14 protein-coding genes and 2 rRNA genes are annotated in these 16,313 nt (G+C 40.1%); 6 read left to right on the forward strand and 10 right to left on the reverse strand.

Annotation, left to right across the window (positions count from 1 at the left end; genetic code table 11):
• Window positions 1-48: 48 nt before the first annotated feature.
• The 3 genes from ileS to A9J31_RS01400 are packed head-to-tail and all read left to right on the forward strand — an operon-like array spanning window position 49 to window position 3,902.
• Window positions 49-2,895 carry an isoleucine--tRNA ligase gene (ileS, locus tag A9J31_RS01390; protein ID WP_067761787.1) on the forward strand — a complete coding sequence of 949 codons (2,847 nt, stop codon included), beginning with the start codon at window positions 49-51 and terminating at the stop codon, window positions 2,893-2,895.
• Window positions 2,888-3,427 (forward strand): signal peptidase II, encoded by a 540-nt coding sequence (gene lspA, locus A9J31_RS01395; RefSeq protein ID WP_067761789.1) that lies wholly within the window; start codon window positions 2,888-2,890, stop codon window positions 3,425-3,427. The genes ileS and lspA overlap by 8 nt, the downstream gene beginning before the upstream one ends.
• Entirely contained in the window at window positions 3,420-3,902 is a 483-nt protein-coding gene (locus tag A9J31_RS01400; protein ID WP_067761791.1) for an FKBP-type peptidyl-prolyl cis-trans isomerase, read from the forward strand. The genes lspA and A9J31_RS01400 overlap by 8 nt, the downstream gene beginning before the upstream one ends.
• Before the next feature lie 138 nt (window positions 3,903-4,040).
• Here the strand turns inward: A9J31_RS01400 and A9J31_RS01405 are convergent, their stop codons facing one another.
• Window positions 4,041-5,102, reverse strand: a complete 1,062-nt coding sequence (locus tag A9J31_RS01405) for an RNA-guided endonuclease InsQ/TnpB family protein (protein ID WP_067761793.1) — start codon at window positions 5,100-5,102, stop codon at window positions 4,041-4,043.
• Window positions 5,103-5,236: 134 nt separating this feature from the next.
• Here A9J31_RS01405 and A9J31_RS01410 point away from each other — a divergent pair, with 134 nt between their 5' ends.
• Window positions 5,237-5,779 carry an NADPH-dependent FMN reductase gene (locus A9J31_RS01410; RefSeq protein ID WP_067761795.1) on the forward strand — a complete coding sequence of 181 codons (543 nt, stop codon included), beginning with the start codon at window positions 5,237-5,239 and terminating at the stop codon, window positions 5,777-5,779.
• Window positions 5,780-6,040: 261 nt separating this feature from the next.
• Here the strand turns inward: A9J31_RS01410 and A9J31_RS01415 are convergent, their stop codons facing one another.
• The 3 genes from A9J31_RS01415 to A9J31_RS01425 form a co-directional block, all read right to left on the reverse strand.
• Window positions 6,041-6,457, reverse strand: a complete 417-nt coding sequence (locus A9J31_RS01415) for a hypothetical protein (protein WP_245668189.1) — start codon at window positions 6,455-6,457, stop codon at window positions 6,041-6,043.
• Between the two features lie 147 nt (window positions 6,458-6,604).
• Window positions 6,605-7,894, reverse strand: a complete 1,290-nt coding sequence (locus tag A9J31_RS01420) for a glutamate carboxypeptidase (RefSeq protein WP_067761797.1) — start codon at window positions 7,892-7,894, stop codon at window positions 6,605-6,607.
• Between the two features lie 477 nt (window positions 7,895-8,371).
• Complete coding sequence (locus A9J31_RS01425; protein ID WP_067761799.1) at window positions 8,372-8,767, reverse strand: tautomerase family protein; 396 nt, start codon at window positions 8,765-8,767, stop codon at window positions 8,372-8,374.
• A gap of 491 nt (window positions 8,768-9,258) precedes the next feature.
• On the opposite strand from A9J31_RS01425, the gene A9J31_RS01430 reads away from it, so the two are divergent.
• Window positions 9,259-10,299 (forward strand): TauD/TfdA dioxygenase family protein, encoded by a 1,041-nt coding sequence (locus A9J31_RS01430; protein WP_067761801.1) that lies wholly within the window; start codon window positions 9,259-9,261, stop codon window positions 10,297-10,299.
• Window positions 10,300-10,377: 78 nt separating this feature from the next.
• Here A9J31_RS01430 and A9J31_RS01435 read toward each other — a convergent pair whose 3' ends face one another.
• Window positions 10,378-11,550 (reverse strand): PQQ-dependent sugar dehydrogenase, encoded by a 1,173-nt coding sequence (locus tag A9J31_RS01435; RefSeq protein ID WP_067761851.1) that lies wholly within the window; start codon window positions 11,548-11,550, stop codon window positions 10,378-10,380.
• Between the two features lie 457 nt (window positions 11,551-12,007).
• On the opposite strand from A9J31_RS01435, the gene A9J31_RS01440 reads away from it, so the two are divergent.
• Complete coding sequence (locus A9J31_RS01440; protein ID WP_067761803.1) at window positions 12,008-12,598, forward strand: type 1 glutamine amidotransferase domain-containing protein; 591 nt, start codon at window positions 12,008-12,010, stop codon at window positions 12,596-12,598.
• A 62-nt stretch (window positions 12,599-12,660) separates the two neighbouring features.
• Here the strand turns inward: A9J31_RS01440 and A9J31_RS01445 are convergent, their stop codons facing one another.
• From A9J31_RS01445 to A9J31_RS01465, 5 genes are all read right to left on the reverse strand, one after another.
• Entirely contained in the window at window positions 12,661-12,972 is a 312-nt protein-coding gene (locus A9J31_RS01445) for an ankyrin repeat domain-containing protein (RefSeq protein ID WP_067761805.1), read from the reverse strand.
• Between the two features lie 9 nt (window positions 12,973-12,981).
• Entirely contained in the window at window positions 12,982-13,749 is a 768-nt protein-coding gene (locus A9J31_RS01450) for a hypothetical protein (protein ID WP_067761807.1), read from the reverse strand.
• A 96-nt stretch (window positions 13,750-13,845) separates the two neighbouring features.
• Window positions 13,846-15,195, reverse strand: coding sequence for an aromatic acid/H+ symport family MFS transporter (locus A9J31_RS01455; protein WP_067761810.1), 1,350 nt, complete (start codon window positions 15,193-15,195; stop codon window positions 13,846-13,848).
• A gap of 585 nt (window positions 15,196-15,780) precedes the next feature.
• A 5S ribosomal RNA gene (gene rrf / locus A9J31_RS01460) occupies window positions 15,781-15,895 on the reverse strand.
• A gap of 226 nt (window positions 15,896-16,121) precedes the next feature.
• Window positions 16,122-16,313 (reverse strand): 23S ribosomal RNA (locus A9J31_RS01465); the annotation flags it as partial.

Below are 16,313 nucleotides of genomic sequence, written 5' to 3' on the forward strand. Positions count from 1 at the left end.
TGTAAAACGTGTCAGCGAAAAGACTGATTAAATTGGAAGACAACTTGCATGAGCGATAAGCAAACTCCTGAAAATGCAGTGGATTACAAAGCCACGCTAAACCTCCCCGGTACTGAATTTGCGATGAAAGCAAATCTTGCAGTACGTGAAGCGAAATGGTTAGAAGAGTGGTATGCCGATGACATTTATCAGCAGATTCGTGCATCGCGTATTGGCAAGAAAAAATATGTGCTTCATGACGGTCCCCCATATGCCAATGGTCAAATCCATTTAGGTCATGCAGTCAACAAAGTTTTAAAAGACATCATTATTAAAAGCCGTGTCATGGATGGCTTTGATGCACCCTATGTACCGGGTTGGGACTGTCACGGTTTGCCAATCGAACTTAAAGTTGAAGAAAAAGTCGGTAAAGTTGGCGTAAAAGTTGATGCTTCAACTTTCCGTAAAGCTTGCCGTGAATACGCGTACACCCAAGTTGAGCTTCAAAAGAAAGACTTCGTGCGTATGGGCGTGTTCGGTGATTGGGACAATCCTTACCTCACCATGAACTTCCAACAAGAAGCGAATATTGTTCGCTCGCTCGGTGAAATTGCTAAAGCTGGTCACATTGAACCAGGTCTTAAACCAGTCAACTGGTGTTTAGACTGTGGTTCATCATTGGCTGAAGCTGAAGTTGAATACGAAGATAAAAAATCAGATGCTGTCGACGTTGGTTTCACAGTTGTCGATCTCGCTGATCTTTCAGCACGTCTAGGTGTTAGCGTTGCTGACCGTACAGACATCGTGATTTGGACCACTACACCGTGGACCATGCCTGCCAACCAAGCGGTTGCACTCCATGCAGAAATTGAATACCAATTGGTAAAAGCAACGGGTGAAGACAAAGCAGCTCAAAACTTCATTCTTGCGAAAGACTTGGTTGAATCTGCAACTGAACGTTATGGCTTTAATCAGGTTGAAGTGATTGCTGAATTCGCAGGCGCAAAACTTGAAAACTTATTGTTACAACATCCGCTTATCGCTGAGCGTCAAGTCCCTGTGATCTTGGGTGAACACGTCATTGCAACCAGTGGTACAGGTGCCGTACATACCGCGCCAGGCCATGGTGTGGACGACTATAAAGTTGGCCTACAGTACAACTTAAAAGTTGAAAACCCTGTCGGTGGTAATGGTGTGTATTTACCAACATCACCAATCTTCCCAGGCGAGCACATCTACAAAGCCAATCCAAAAATCATTGCGGCATTGACTGAAGCAGGCAAGCTTTGGGCGCATGTTGTGATTAAACATAGCTACCCACACTGCTGGCGTCATAAGACGCCAATTATCTTCCGTGCGACACCACAATGGTTCATCAGCATGGATGCAAAAGGTTTACGTAACCAAGCACTCAATGCAATTGAAAATGACATCAGCTTTGTGCCGGATTGGGGTAAAAACCGTATTCAAGCGATGATCGAAGGTCGTCCGGATTGGTGTATCTCTCGTCAACGTACGTGGGGCGTGCCAATTCCATTCTTCGTACATAAAGATACCAACGAATTGCACCCACGGACACCTGAATTGATTGAAGAAGTTGCGAAACTGATTGAACAAGAAGGTATTGATGGCTGGTATAACCGCGATGCAGCAGAGTTCATCGGTGATGATGCGGAAGCATACAACGCCGTACGTGACACCCTAGACGTATGGTTCGACTCAGGCACAACGCACTTTGCTGTACTTCGTGAACGTGAAGAATTAACAGACCCTGCTGATTTGTATCTTGAAGGTTCAGACCAACACCGTGGTTGGTTCCAATCTTCATTATTAACGTCGATTGCGATTAATGAACGCGCGCCATACAAAGGCTTGTTGACGCACGGTTTCGTGGTCGATGAAAAAGGCCGTAAGATGTCAAAATCAATCGGTAACGTGATCACACCGCAAGACATCATTAAAGATATGGGTGCAGACGGTTTACGTTTCTGGATCGCATCTGCGGATTACCGTTATGAAATGACGGCTGGTAAAGAAATCTTTAGCCGTGCATCTGATGGTTACCGTCGTATTCGTAACACGCTTCGTTTCTTGCTAGCGAACTTAAATGGTTTCAAACCATCGACTGATGCATTGCCTGTAGATCAATTGATCGCGCTTGATCAATACATCTTACAACGTGCCGCTGACGTGCAGAAAACCATTCAACAAGCTTATGAAGATATGAATTTCCATATCGTGACCAATGCGCTGACTAACTTCTGTATCAACGACTTAGGTGGTTTCTACTTAGACATCATCAAAGACCGTCAATACACCACCAAAGCAGACTCGGCAGCACGTCATTCAGCACAAACTGCGCTGTATCACTTGGTACAAGCGTTTGTACGTTGGATGTCGCCTATCTTGAGCTTCACAGCACAAGAAGCATGGCCGCTCATCCCTGAGCAATCAGAGAAATACGTATTCACGACTGAATGGTATGACATTCCAACTGCATCAACTGCCAACGTGGTGTCAGAAGCAGAATGGCAAACCCTCATTGCAGTGAAATCTGCGGTGAACAAGCACATTGAAGCTGCGCGTAATGCAAAAACAGTCGGTTCTAACTTATCTGCAAAAGTAGAACTTTGGGCATCTGAAGAGCTCAAGACTGTACTTGACCGTCTAGGCGATGAACTACGTTTTGTGCTTATCACCTCTCAAGTAATTGTGAATGCATTTGATGCAGCACAAGGCAATGAATCTGACCTTGAAGGTTTACGTGTCAACGTATCTGCTGCTGACGGTGAAAAATGTGCACGTTGCTGGCATGTTCTTCCTGATGTAAATACACATCACGAACACCCAGGTCTTTGTTCTCGTTGTATTATTAACCTTCCTACAGGTCAAGGCGAAGAGAGAAAATATGCCTAATCCACAAGAAAAAAAGGGCTTATTCCAATTCTACCCACACAATTTGGTGTGGGTGGGTTTATCCATTGTTGCGATTATTCTCGACCAATGGACCAAATGGATTGCAAGTACGCATCTGAATTATGCAGACCCTGTACCTGTAACGCCCTTTTTAAATTGGACATTACTGCATAACTATGGCGCAGCCTTTAGTTTCTTGTCCGATGCCGGTGGATGGCAACGTTATTTCTTTACCTCACTAGCAGGTATTGTGTCTGTGATCTTTGTATTTTGGCTCATGCGTATGCCAAAAACCGTGAAAGTGTTACCGATTGCGATTGCCCTAATTTTAGGTGGTGCAATTGGTAATTTGATTGACCGTGTCAGCCTAGGCTACGTGGTTGATTTCATTCACGTGTACTACAACAATAGTCACTTCCCTGCTTTTAATATTGCAGATAGTGCCATTACCCTTGGCACCATCTTGCTTCTTATCGATACGTTTTTCTTAGAAAAACACCGAATTCAACGTGCGGAAGCGCAAAATGACTGATTTTATTAATCCAAACGAGGAAACTCGTATTGAAGATGGCTCTAAAGTCGATCTTCATTTTTCTGTCGCAATTGAAAATGGCGTAGAAATTGACAATACTCGCAGCCGCGAAGCACCTGTAAGCCTCGTTATCGGCGATGGCAGCTTACTTCCAGGTTTTGAAAAAGCATTGTTTGGTTTACGTGCTGGTGACCGTCGTACGGTTAGCCTGCCACCAGAAGATGCTTTTGGCCCATGGAATGCTGAAAATGTACAAAAGTTTGATACCGTAAAATTTGATCCAGCACCTGTGGTGGGCCATATGATCGAATTTGAAGACAAAGCCAAACAAAGCTTATTTGGCGTGATTAAAACAGTCGGTGAAGACTTTACTGAAGTTGATTTTAACCACCCATTGGCGGGTAAAAATATTACTTTTGAAGTAGAAATCTTCAAAGTGACACCTGCGGGTCAACAAGGCATCAAAATTATTTAATCGATTCAGTTCGATGACTCTAAAAGCGCCCAAGGGCGCTTTTTTTATATACTGAATGCTATTCGATACACATTGATTATAGTTATTTAGCTGAATTCAGATTAATTTATTGAAACACTTTTTGACATCCTCACCCCCTTAAAAAAGGGTGATTCCTACAGCTAGACGCTTATGCCCAAGCGCAAGAATGTTTAGAGCTGAGTTTATATCTCGATCATGAGCTGTACCACAGCTCATGCACTCCCATTCTCTTATTCCAAGATCTGTCCTACCTTTTGGACTACTTGAGGTGATCTCACCGCAGCACGAACAGATTTGGGTGGTATAGGCTTCTTGGACTTCTTCAAACAATACGCCTGCGTTTTCGCATTTATACTTGAGCATTGTTTTTAGTGCAGAAAATCCTGTATCCAAAACAGATTTTGCCATTTTGGTTTTTACTAATTTTTTAGCACTCAAGTCACCTACAATAATCAATGCATTTTCATTCACAAGCTTGGTGCTTGCTTTATGCAAATGATCTTTTCGACTATTTGCAATCTTGGCGTGTAATGCACGAACACGCTTCTTATTCCTGGCTCTCTGAGCAATACCTAATTTCTGCTCATATTTTCGATAGAATTTTGGATTTGAAATTACAGTGCCATCAGAACAGGTGGCAATATCTTTTAAGCCTAGATCAATACCAATCGCTTTGGTTGCTGTCGATTTATCTTGCTTAGGCGATTCAACAACAAGACATACATACCAACGCCCACGGCTATCCTCTACAAATGAACCTGTTTTTAACGTGTATTTGCTTAAACCGTAGCTATCCCAAAGCTTAAATTGGTGTTTTCCATACTGGACATATCCATTGGCATATTTGATAGCCACCTTTTTAAAGGGAATCCATCCCAAAGAGCGCCTTGCTGATTTTTTATTGCTGACACGCCATTTCAGCTTTGCCTTTTTAAATTGCTTTCTTCGGGTGACTAATTCTTCAGTTACAGCCTGAATGGTTTGACTATGTAAATTACATTCTTTGGATGTGCCTTTCATATATTTGGCAATATCAAAAGCAGAGAGAAATTCACCTTTCCGCTTCAAATGCCTAAACCCTAAATCATTGACATAATTCCAGACAAAGTTCACTTCTGATGCTAGTTGGTCTAACACCTTGCAATGTTTGTCTTTTATACGTAATTTAAGGGTTTTCATGTACTTATATTAACAATCAAAACTCAAGGAAAATAGTCCTTAGTTAAATCAAACGACACTTCATGTCGTGTCGCTTATATCTCTGACCTGAAGGACAGAGTTTTACGCTCCATTTGATAAAAATGGAACATTTCATGAAACTTTATATTATTGTCGGCAGTGTCCGTGAGGGGCGTACAGCACTGAAAATTGCAAAATGGTTGCACTCAGAAATTGAAAACTATGACTTTAGTACTGTTCAAACTGAAATTGTTGATTTAAAAGAGTGGGATCTTCCAATTTTCGCGGGTGCAAATCCACCCTTAACCGGTATTTATGACCAGCCCAAACAACAAGCTTGGGCAGACAAAATCGCTCAGGGTGACGCCTTTATTTTCATTAGTCCTGAATATAACCACGGTTATAGCCCCGCCCTCAAAAATGCACTCGATTACTTAGGTAAAGAATGGGCAGGAAAACCTGCAGCTTATGTCAGCTATGGTGGTACCAACGGTTCACGTTCTATTGATCAAATACGTCAAGTGGCAACACAGTTGGGCTTAATTGATAGCAATGCGGTCGTTGAAATTCGTGATATTTTTGCCCGTAACCGTACTGAACAATTTGAACCGAATGAATTTGATAATAAGGCAGTAAAAGCAGCCTTTGATAAGCTTGTACAGTACGTCAGTGCTTAATTAAATATTGAACAATCTTGTACGCTCAGACTTACAAAGTATTCGGCTGTTTGCGGCTATTCAGTCAAATAGATTCAATTTATATTGAAGACATACAGAGACAGGACGTCACTGAATATAAAACAACAATGATAAGACAAAAAAGCAGGACGCTTACGGTAGGACAGGAGTTATACCGCTAGAAAGAATCCGAAAAAGCCTCGACAGGATGTTGGGGCTTTTTAATACGGCCCTATTTAAATTCAGCATTAATTTCGCAAATTATTTGTTCAGATACTTACATAATCCACGAAAAACTTTTGAGTTTTCCATATACGTAAACGGCTTATTATTACCTTCTTTATATTCAGCAATGTTGAGCGCATAAAGATTGCTACCAACTCCAACACCTTCATGTATTTTCAGATAACCTATTGCCTTAAAACTATTATTTGACGAACCCAAGTCAATCACAGTGGGAGCATTAACATAGTTATTTTTGAGTATTCCATTCACCCTGCCACTAATTCGATCTACATAAAATTTTTCATTGATATAGTGTTTTTTTATAGAATCATGAATATCTGAATCATCCGACATTTCATGAATAATGCATTCATAATTAGATAGAGTATAGGCACTACTCTGAACAGAACAAATAGTCATAAATACAGCTATTAAAAAACTTTTAAATTTCATTCTTATTTATGCTTTAGCCTTATGTTGTTACTTCGACTATATCAGCATTCTTCTCGTGATGAATTAAAAGTACATTTCAGATAATTTGAGCCCTTAACGCAAAACGTTAAAGGCTTCATGTTTCTTCACATAAGGTGTTTTAGAACCTTACGGTTGAGAACTTTCAACAATCAAACGTGTCACCAAATATAAGCGTGGCACAATAGAATCCGTCAAAATATATTCGGCTTTGTCTGAATGTAATCCATCTCCAGACATGCCAATCCCTTCAATAATTGCAGCTTTTGATGTAACTCCAGCAAATGCAGCATCAGTTCCACCACCCCAAGCGGTCGTTTCAACTTTCATAGGCAGCTTTAATTCATTTGTGTAAATCTGCTGCGCTTTCGCGGCTAATTTTTTAGCTTGTGGGCTGGCTTCTAACGGTGGACGACGCACTTCAAATTTTACATCGACCTGACTTTCTGCCAATTTTTTAGTTTTCACTTTTTGCTTTAAAGTCTTTTCTAATTCAGCAAAATCTTGGGGTTTTAGAGAACGTGCATCTGCCTGTGCTGTAGCTTGATCTGGAATGACATTTCGAGTTTTACCAGCGCTTGCAACTGTCCAATTCAGCTTTAAACCAGTCTTAGGATTTGAAAGATTTTCTAATTGTTGAATTTGAAAAGCCAATTCAGACAATGCATTGACACCTGCTTCTGGCTTAACCCCTGCATGTGCGCCCCGCCCTTTAATATCTAAATAAGCTGCACCAATACCACTGGTTGCCAACATCAGACTTCCATCTAAACCGCCTGTTTCAAAAGAAAGTACAACATCCTGATTTTTAGCGTTATCCATAATCATTTGACGTGAACCAGGTGAGCTGATTTCTTCATCCGAATTAATTAAAACCGTAATCGTTCCATAATCTTGATATTTTAATTGTTTCAACATATCTAAGACATGAATGACGGCAGCAACCCCTTGTTTATCATCTAAGATGCCTAAGCCATACGCCTTATTTCCATCAATTCGAAAGGGTTGTCCCTGTAACTGACCCTTTTGATAGACCGTATCATTATGGGCAAGCAGCATGATGTTCGTTTTACCTTTGCCCTTAATCATTGCTTTGACAATTGGCCCTGTCTGATCAGGTGCACCATCAAGTTTCATAATTTCTTTGGGCTGAATAATTTCCACCACAGCCCCAGTGGCTTTGAGCTGATCTGCAACCACCTTCGAAATCTGATTTAAGCCTTCAATGTCTTTACTTCCAGATTCAATATTCACCAAAGTCTTTAAGGTATCTAAATAGCCCACCTTTTGTGCTTCGGCTATCTTCTTGATCTCAGCAGGTGATGCTGCCCAACTGATCGATGATAAACATAGCAAAGTACTGCCCAATGCAATTGGCAATACTTTAGATTTTTGACCGTTAAAAACATTTTTTAGCATGATTCTTATTCCCTGTTTTTTTCATTATGAATTTTTAATGTCTATTAAATTAGTTCACCTTTCAATCAATTAATCGAAAATATATGTAACATCCATGCCTTTTAAACGGTGAGTACAACAATAATGCCATCGTATTTCGACCTTTGTTTGGGTCTATTGACCACCATGCAGAGCTCACAAAAATGCAAAAGAACACCTTTTCATTCAAAATGATTATTGTACGTTTTAGCTTACACAGACTGCCGAGAATAGACACTATTCACGCTATTAAAATAATTTTATAGTTCAATCATACAGAGACAGGATGTCACTGAACATAAAACAACAATGATAAGACAAAGAAGCAGGAAGCTTACGGTACGACAGGAGTTATACCGCTAGAAAGAATCCGAAAAAGCCTCGACAGGATGTCGGGGCTTTTTTTGTTTCAGCACGACTTGTTTAAAAATTAAATTACAAATCGGCTTCAGTACTGCATTAAACATCGACCTTAAAACCCAAATCGACATCACAAGCGGCCTGCCCACCACGGATTGCCCAATTTTCTAAAGGAATTTCCCTTAAAGTAATGATGATGTGATCTTGAGGGATGCCCAATACTGCTAAATTTTGCACCATCAGCTGATAGAGTTTTCGTTTGGTGTCTAAACTACGCCCAGCAAAGCAATCAATCGTAATATGGGTAAAAAGCTCGGGTTGGGTTAAAAGATCAAATACTTGAAAGCGCTCAGGCATATGTACCTGTAGTCGAATATTACGGTCATATTGAGGAAGTTGAAAACTCTGTTGTAATGCGTCAAATACAGCATGCAAAAGCTGTTGTTCTTGTTCTGGGCTGTATTGCGTTCTGATATCAATTTGCGTGGCTGGCATGCGAATGCTCTGGTTATTATAGATATTCTAATATAAAGGAAATCTAGTATTTTGAGCTGTTCAACATCCACGTGTCGGTATTTTCCTACACAGACTTAGGTCTTTAGCACTATAGCCTTTTTAAAGTAGCGCCTATAGTAAAAGCATACAAAGACAGGATGTCTTGCAATAAAAATAAAGAATGCACAACAGCAGGAAGCTGACCGGTATGACAGGAGTCATACCTTTAGAATGAATCTAAAAAGCCCCGACAGGATGTCGGGGCTTTTTTATTTATATAGCAATACGTTGTTCTGCAAATAGCATCTTCAGTTACTTCATCGTAAATAAGCCATTTTTAAACAAAACTTACACCCTGACAGCAAAACTGTACTTATAATCGCGAATGACATCGAACAAAATATATGCTGTGTTTTTAGCAGCCTAAATGTCACCGCTTAGGGATTAAGCGATAACAATAAAAAATCAAACTAATAATTCGAGAATTGACTATGCAACTGAAGTACGACCAGTTAAACAGCTTCACCCGTATTTTTCATGCCGATCCAACTCATAATAGCATGCAAGATTTAGCCCAATATATTGGTGCACATCGCCAAGAGCTCATGCAGCAAATCCATGAAAATGGCATTGTGCTATTTCGAGGATTTCAGGTCGAACAACCTGAACAATTTAATCAGTTGATTGAGCAATATTTTCAGTTTCAACCGTGGAATGCGTTTAACCCTAACATGCCAGGCTGGGTTGCATCTTGGCTGCGTAAATACAGTGAACGTATTTTAGGTGCAGGAGATTATCGACGTTATATTGATCGTAATACAGTGCAACTCGGACCCGTGGAAAATTCAGTACAAGGTCCACATGTTGAAGGCGGTGTACGTTCCGAACGTTCACGCTACATTGCCTTATTCTGTCAGGAGCCTTCGACCTATTTGGCCGAAACAGGATTCAATAATTTAGAACATATATGGGAAAATTTACCCAAGCATCTTCAAGAAAAATATTTAGGTGCATGGAATCATTTTTCATATGTTTCTGCGCGAAAAATCAGTGTATTCGATCGCTTATTATTAAAGAAAAGTCCATTCAGTTTAGAAATGCGGCAGGATAAAAAGGCTAAATTAACCCTACAACGTTGTCCACTCGTGATTCATCATCCAGACACCAAAAAACGTGTGATTCAACCTTGGGCTTTTGCGAATAATACCAATCCATTTGCGCATCGGGCCGCTAAAGATTGCTTTTTGAATCGTGGGGAAATTGAAATTGATTCCACCGCAGATGGCATGCAATTAACTTGGGAAATTTACAATCATCAAGGTCAACAAATTGAGTGGACTGATGAAGAAAAACAGCAATTTTTTAATGCCATGTATCAAGATGCTTTATTGTTGCAATGGCAAAAGGGGGATGTCGCCATTGTAGATAATATTAAAATTGCGCATTGGCGTATGAATGGCGAGCAAGGCAATCGTAAGTTAATTCAGATTCAAGCCAATATGTTCAACGCGGACGAGCACTATGCAGCTTAACTGATAGTATGTCATTCAATGGATGTACCAAATTAGAGAAGCCCCGAAGGGGCTTTTTTTTAAAGTTTTTAATTTTGGTTATTTTTTGACCGCACTTTTCGGTTCAATCTTGAATAACCATGCCTTTTCTCCATCTTCAATGCCCCAAATACTGCCATCTTTGGCTCCAATGAGTCCACGAATACGCTGTGGCATGGCAATTCGTTGTATTTCTTGGACAGGTTTAAGCTCTGTATCAACAATTACAATCGCTTGTGAAGATAAGCCACCAATCAGCGCCTTATTTTTCCACTGTGGGAAACGATCGCCCTGATAAAACATCAGACTGGATGGTGAAATCACAGGTGTCCAACTGATGAGCGGTGCTTCAAATTCAGGACGTGTATGATGATCTGGAATCGGTTTATCATCGTAATGATCACCATTTGAAACGATTGGATAGCCATAATTTTTAGCTCGATGTACCAAATTAAGCTCATCCCCTCCTTTCGGACCCATTTCCACTACCCAAAGCTGTTGTTTAGAATCAAATGCGAGTCCTAAGGGATTACGATGCCCTAAGCTCCACACTTGTTGTGCAATCGGACCTTGAGTCTGAAATGGATTATCTACAGCAGGAGTTCCATCACTATTTAAGCGTAGCACTTTACCCAAATTAGACTGCATATCTTGTGCAGGATCGAACTTCTGACGTTCACCTGAACTAACCCAAAGTTTACCATCTGTACCAAAGCGCATTCGATGTGAATAATGCCCTTGACCTTCTACTTTCGGTACTTGCTGCCAAATAATTTTTCGCTGTTTTAAGCTCGGTTGTGCCGCTGTTAGATCAAGCTGAGCGCGCTCAATCACCGCCCCATAACCGCCTTTTCCAGCCTCGGCATAACTGAGGTAAATAAGACCGTTTTGGCTAAATTGCGGATCAAGCACAATATCGCCTAAGCCACCTTGACCGCCATAAGCCACTTTTGGTGGGTTCTGAACTGTGATCTTCTGTTGAGTCGCGGGATTAAAAATGACAATCTGACCTTTTTTCTCCGTCAATAAAAAACGTCCATCTGGGAGTTGTTGAAACGCCCAAGGCTCATCAAATTGAGCAATGTTTTTAATTTGGTAATCTTGCTCAAGTTGCTGTAGTGATACTGAATTTTCAATATTTTTTTCTAATTTTTTCGTGTTATTTTCTGCATGACAAGCACTTGTCGATAAGATACCCAATAACACACAAGCCGTTCGAAATGTCACATTCATTTTCATTATCCAATTCCTTATCCCTTTATAATTATTTGATTCTAATAAATTAATTATGTGAAATATTGAAATAATCGTAACAGGATAATTTTGTACGCTTAGGCTTACACGTGATGCAGATTATTGCGGCTATTCAATTTATTCAAACAGGCCTAATCTACAGTTATCAGGAAACAGGAAGTTTCCGAAACACCAAAACAATAAGAATAGTTTCTGCATCAGGACGTGAGATATGACATGGAGTTGTATCTAAAATACGAAATACGAAATACGAAGAAAACCCCAACAGGATGTTGGGGTTTTCTTTTTCTAGCTGATTTTTAAGAGTTCGCGCTAATCTAGAACTTTCGCATAACATCTCTGTCAAAACTTCTTACAGTTTCCTGCGAAATTATTACATACCCAAATTCGTCAGCTTGTTAGCGTGGTAGACAATCCTCATTGCAAGGAGTCAATCATGACTTTAAAAGCTTTAGTGATAACGTCAAATGTCGGTGTTGAACATGACGAGCTGATCCAACCCTTAAATTATTTAAATGAAAAGGGAATTGAATCCATTCATGCCGCTATTAAACATGCGGTTGTCCAGACAGTAAAAGCCGATAAAAAGGTCGAAGCTGAAGTTCAACCCAATGCCCAATTGAGCAGCGTAAATGCTGAAGACTATGATGTGTTAGTAATTCCAGGGGGAACTGTCAATGCAGATCATCTACGGATCGATGAAGATGCACTGCGACTTATTCAAAACTTTGCTGACCATCAAAAACCTATTGCTGCAATTTGTCATGGTCCTTGGGCGCTCATTAATGCTGAACGAATTCGTGATAAAACTCTGACGTCTTATAAAAGTATTCGTTTGGATTTGGAAAATGCGGGTGCACATTGGGTCGATGAGCAGGTGCACCGCTGTAATATGGGTGGTTGGGTGCTCATTACTTCTCGTTGTCCAGATGACTTGCCTGCGTTTAATCAAGCGATTCAGCAGGAGCTTGAGCAACAGCAACAGCAACAGCAACAGCAACAGCAACAGCAACAGCAACAATACTAAAATGAAAATACCCGCATATTGCATGCGGGTATTTTATGAATAGACATTATAAAATATATGGCTTACAAATTTTTTAAGTACGCTACCACATCATCATTGCCTGCCATTTCTGCAAGCTCTAATGCTGTGTATTGGGTTTTGTGCTGTACGTCTGCCCCTTTCTCTACCAAGAGCTTCACTACGTCTAAATAGCCGTTTTCCGATGCTGCATGCAGTGCGCTATAGCCTTCTTCGTCGGCTGAGTTTACATCAGTGCCATTTGCCAAAGATTTTTCGACTTCAGCCAGTTCCCCTAATGATGCCCAGTACACCAGTTCAGGCAGATGTAGTTCTTCATCATCTTCGGGGATTGGGGAGATAGAATTAAATTGCATATATATTTCCTAACTTTCACTTAGCTTAATGAGCTTTTGATAAAGATCACTCTCCAATCGTTCCAATCCTTCACCATTTTTTAAATAGGTTAAGGCTCTATGGTGAATCATATCAGATGGGATATCATTTACACTTTGGGCCAAAGGAATAACCAATTTACCTAATGTATGAGCAATTCCTGTTTCATACATTACATTAGGATTTTTACCACTAAAATCCACAATTACTATTTTAGATTTAAAAATTAAGTCAAAGATATCTTGAATAATTGTACTATTATCCCAAATATCATCAGCCCTTAAGCATCTTAAATTAGCTCTTTCTGCGGCATTCTTAATAGCACTATAAACATTATCAAAACCTGAAAAAGGCATCATTACCGCTACAAGATCATTTTCAACGTTCACTTCAGGTACTGCAAATACTGAAGGAGAAAAGGTGATCTTTTTTTCTGCTATTTGATTCGATACATGCAATGTATCTTTATCTCCACTGCGATGATCTAAATATTCTTTAATTTTTTGTAAGTTCTGGGGATTATCTATTCGGATTGTCTTAAGAACATCAATAATACACGCCCCATAATCCCCATCCCCCCAACTTAGACTTCTTAGCAACCTTGGATGATTACTAATAATATGATCAGCATTTACTAGGAGGCCAAGCTCACTCCAATCAGTAGCATCAAACTCTTTTTCTATTATTCTCTTTAAATCTAAGATAAGTCGATTACTTTCTTCCTGATTATTATTCGAGGTAAAAGTTGAATTGTACATATAAATATTTTTTGTGATTAGATTTCACTCATAATAATATACAGATAAAAATAAAAAAGCCCCCTTACGGAGGCTTTTCTTTTTAAAAATCACAACTTATGCTTTCGCAGTAGAAGCATCTTTTACTTCAATTTTATCGCTGTCATTTTCATGCATGATCAATGCAACCGCAATTGCAGTAATTAGCACAGGTAAACCCACTGCCATGAAGTTGAAGTGCGCAGGTAAGTTCATACCGAGCAAACCACCAATTAGAATAGGCCCTACAATCGCACCCATACGTCCAATCGCAGAAGACCAACCAATACCTGTCGAACGTACAGCAAGTGGATAATACTGCGCCACATAGCTGTACAGCAGCATTTGCGAACCAATAGATGCTGCACCTGCCAAGAACACCAAGATGTATAGCAAGAACTGATTCGATTGGAAGCCCATCAAGCTCATTACAATCGCACCCATCATTCCTAAAACCATCAATACAGGTTTTAAATGGAAACGGTCAGCCAAGATGCCACCGCCCACAATACCTACAACAGCACCCACATTCATGACCATCATGAACATCAAGCTGTTATCCATAGAATAACCGGCTGCCATCATCAGTTTTGGTAACCAGCTGCTTAGCGCATACATGGTCAATAGGCACGTAAAGAACGCAACCCAAAACAATAATGTATTTACGGCACGACCACGGCGGAACAAACTCACTACGTTAGCAGCTTCAGGCACGCTTTCTTGCGGTAAAGTGAACACTGTATTTTCAGTCACTTTCACTTCAGGCGCTAAGCGCTTCACGATACTGCGGGCTTTTTCCTGTTTGTTTTCTTTCACCATAAATGCCAAAGATTCAGGCAAAAATTTCCAAATGACAGGTAAAAGGAAAAGTGGAATCCCCGCAATAAAGAACATGATTTGCCAGCCAAAGTCAGGGGTGAACCATGAACCTAAAAGTGCCGCCATCACACCACCAACGGCATAACCACTAAACATCGTCGTGACGAGTGTGCTACGCATCTTCTGCGGTGCGTATTCGGACGTTAAAGCCACAAGGTTAGGCATTACACCGCCAATCCCTAAACCAGCCAAGAAACGCAAAATACCAAATTCTGTTGGATTCGACGCAAAGCCACCAGCGAAGGTCAAACCACTAAACAAAACAATACAGATCATAATGACTTTTTTACGGCCAATCTTGTCTGCGAGTGAACCAAAGAACATGGCACCAAACATCATACCTGCCAGCGCAGTACTGGCAAGCATTCCCGCTTGCATCGCACTTAAGCCCCAGTCTTGCATGAGTAAAGGTAAAACCACACCATTGATTGCTAGGTCGTAGCCATCAAATAAAATAATCAATAAACACCAAGCCACAACATTGAAGTGGAACGGGGTAAACTTAGCCTTATCGACTACAGAATTTATGTCTATTTTTTCCGTTGTCATCGTTCTCATCTCCCATGAGTACTTGTCCATAACATTCATTGAATATTTCACTAATAATCAATAGCGACGGAATATACGGAAGTCAGATTTCTAGGGATATTAGACGTATGTTTAATGAGATATATGCATTCTAAATATATGTTTATTCATTTATTTTTCATGTTTTTTATGAATATTATTTAATTATCAATATATGATTTTAGGCCTATTTTTTTAAGCTTAAATACCTTTTATATTCAATGAAATCTTTCAAAATTTAACCAATCCTTTAATTAAATTAAAGATAGTTTTTTCTAATGCTAACTGAAAGCTTGAGTGTTTGTTTAAAAAACATGCTCCAACTTATTTTGTCGCAGTTCTTTGGAACTATTTAATCTGTTTCATAACGATTATTTGATGCTAAAAGCTCTGTAAATACGCTTCTTGAACCGTTTTTAAACCTACGATTTGATGGAATATTTGATCTAAACGTTGCTAATTTTTCCAAGGCCTCATCCTTTTTTATAATGCCTACTCCCCTTATCATTTTTTAGCGCATAAAAAAATCCCCCTATCTCATAAGAGTTAGGGGGATTTTGAATAATGAGCTGGCGATGACTTACTCTCACATGGGTAACCCCACACTACCATCAGCGCTAAGAGGTTTCACTTCTGAGTTCGGGAAGGGATCAGGTGGTTCACTCTTGCTATTGTCGCCAGCACAACTGTTATGGACTTGTTCGGGTCTTATAGATCATCTTTTCTTGCGAAACGATGTTTCTCATGCCGTACTTTGTACCAAATGAGTTATTAACAGAACGTTATTTGAGTCGAAGTATATGTTCTAGCGTATTCTGAATCAAGATCAGTCAGTATTGACTGTTTGGTTTTGAATCAATTTCAGCTCACTGCTTACGCAGTTCGTACAACAACTGTTTGGGTGTTGTATAGTCAAGCCTCACGAGCAATTAGTATTGGTCAGCTTCATGCGTCACCGCACTTCCACATCCAACCTATCAACGTCGTAGTCTTCAACGGCTCTTTAGAGGAATAAATTCCTAGGGAAATCTTATCTTGAGGTAGGCTTCCCGCTTAGATGCTTTCAGCGGTTATCCCTTCCGAACATAGCTACCCGGCGA

It is taken from the genome of Acinetobacter gandensis (assembly GCF_001678755.1).
In the GTDB taxonomy this organism is placed as follows: Bacteria; Pseudomonadota; Gammaproteobacteria; order Pseudomonadales; family Moraxellaceae; genus Acinetobacter; species Acinetobacter gandensis.

Excerpts from the sequence above, each read along its gene's own strand:
- A9J31_RS01445 (WP_067761805.1), bottom strand. The coding sequence starts at position 12,972 with ATGCAATTTAATTCTATCTCCCCAATCCCCGAAGATGATGAAGAACTA.
- A9J31_RS01450 (WP_067761807.1), bottom strand. The coding sequence starts at position 13,749 with ATGTACAATTCAACTTTTACCTCGAATAATAATCAGGAAGAAAGTAAT.
- A9J31_RS01405 (WP_067761793.1), bottom strand. The coding sequence starts at position 5,102 with ATGAAAACCCTTAAATTACGTATAAAAGACAAACATTGCAAGGTGTTA.
- A9J31_RS01400 (WP_067761791.1), top strand. The coding sequence starts at position 3,420 with ATGACTGATTTTATTAATCCAAACGAGGAAACTCGTATTGAAGATGGC.
- ileS (WP_067761787.1), top strand. The coding sequence starts at position 49 with ATGAGCGATAAGCAAACTCCTGAAAATGCAGTGGATTACAAAGCCACG.
- lspA (WP_067761789.1), top strand. The coding sequence starts at position 2,888 with ATGCCTAATCCACAAGAAAAAAAGGGCTTATTCCAATTCTACCCACAC.
- A9J31_RS01425 (WP_067761799.1), bottom strand. The coding sequence starts at position 8,767 with ATGCCAGCCACGCAAATTGATATCAGAACGCAATACAGCCCAGAACAA.
- A9J31_RS01430 (WP_067761801.1), top strand. The coding sequence starts at position 9,259 with ATGCAACTGAAGTACGACCAGTTAAACAGCTTCACCCGTATTTTTCAT.
- A9J31_RS01410 (WP_067761795.1), top strand. The coding sequence starts at position 5,237 with ATGAAACTTTATATTATTGTCGGCAGTGTCCGTGAGGGGCGTACAGCA.
- A9J31_RS01455 (WP_067761810.1), bottom strand. The coding sequence starts at position 15,195 with ATGACAACGGAAAAAATAGACATAAATTCTGTAGTCGATAAGGCTAAG.
- A9J31_RS01420 (WP_067761797.1), bottom strand. The coding sequence starts at position 7,894 with ATGCTAAAAAATGTTTTTAACGGTCAAAAATCTAAAGTATTGCCAATT.
- A9J31_RS01435 (WP_067761851.1), bottom strand. The coding sequence starts at position 11,550 with ATGAATGTGACATTTCGAACGGCTTGTGTGTTATTGGGTATCTTATCG.
- A9J31_RS01440 (WP_067761803.1), top strand. The coding sequence starts at position 12,008 with ATGACTTTAAAAGCTTTAGTGATAACGTCAAATGTCGGTGTTGAACAT.
- A9J31_RS01415 (WP_245668189.1), bottom strand. The coding sequence starts at position 6,457 with ATGAAATTTAAAAGTTTTTTAATAGCTGTATTTATGACTATTTGTTCT.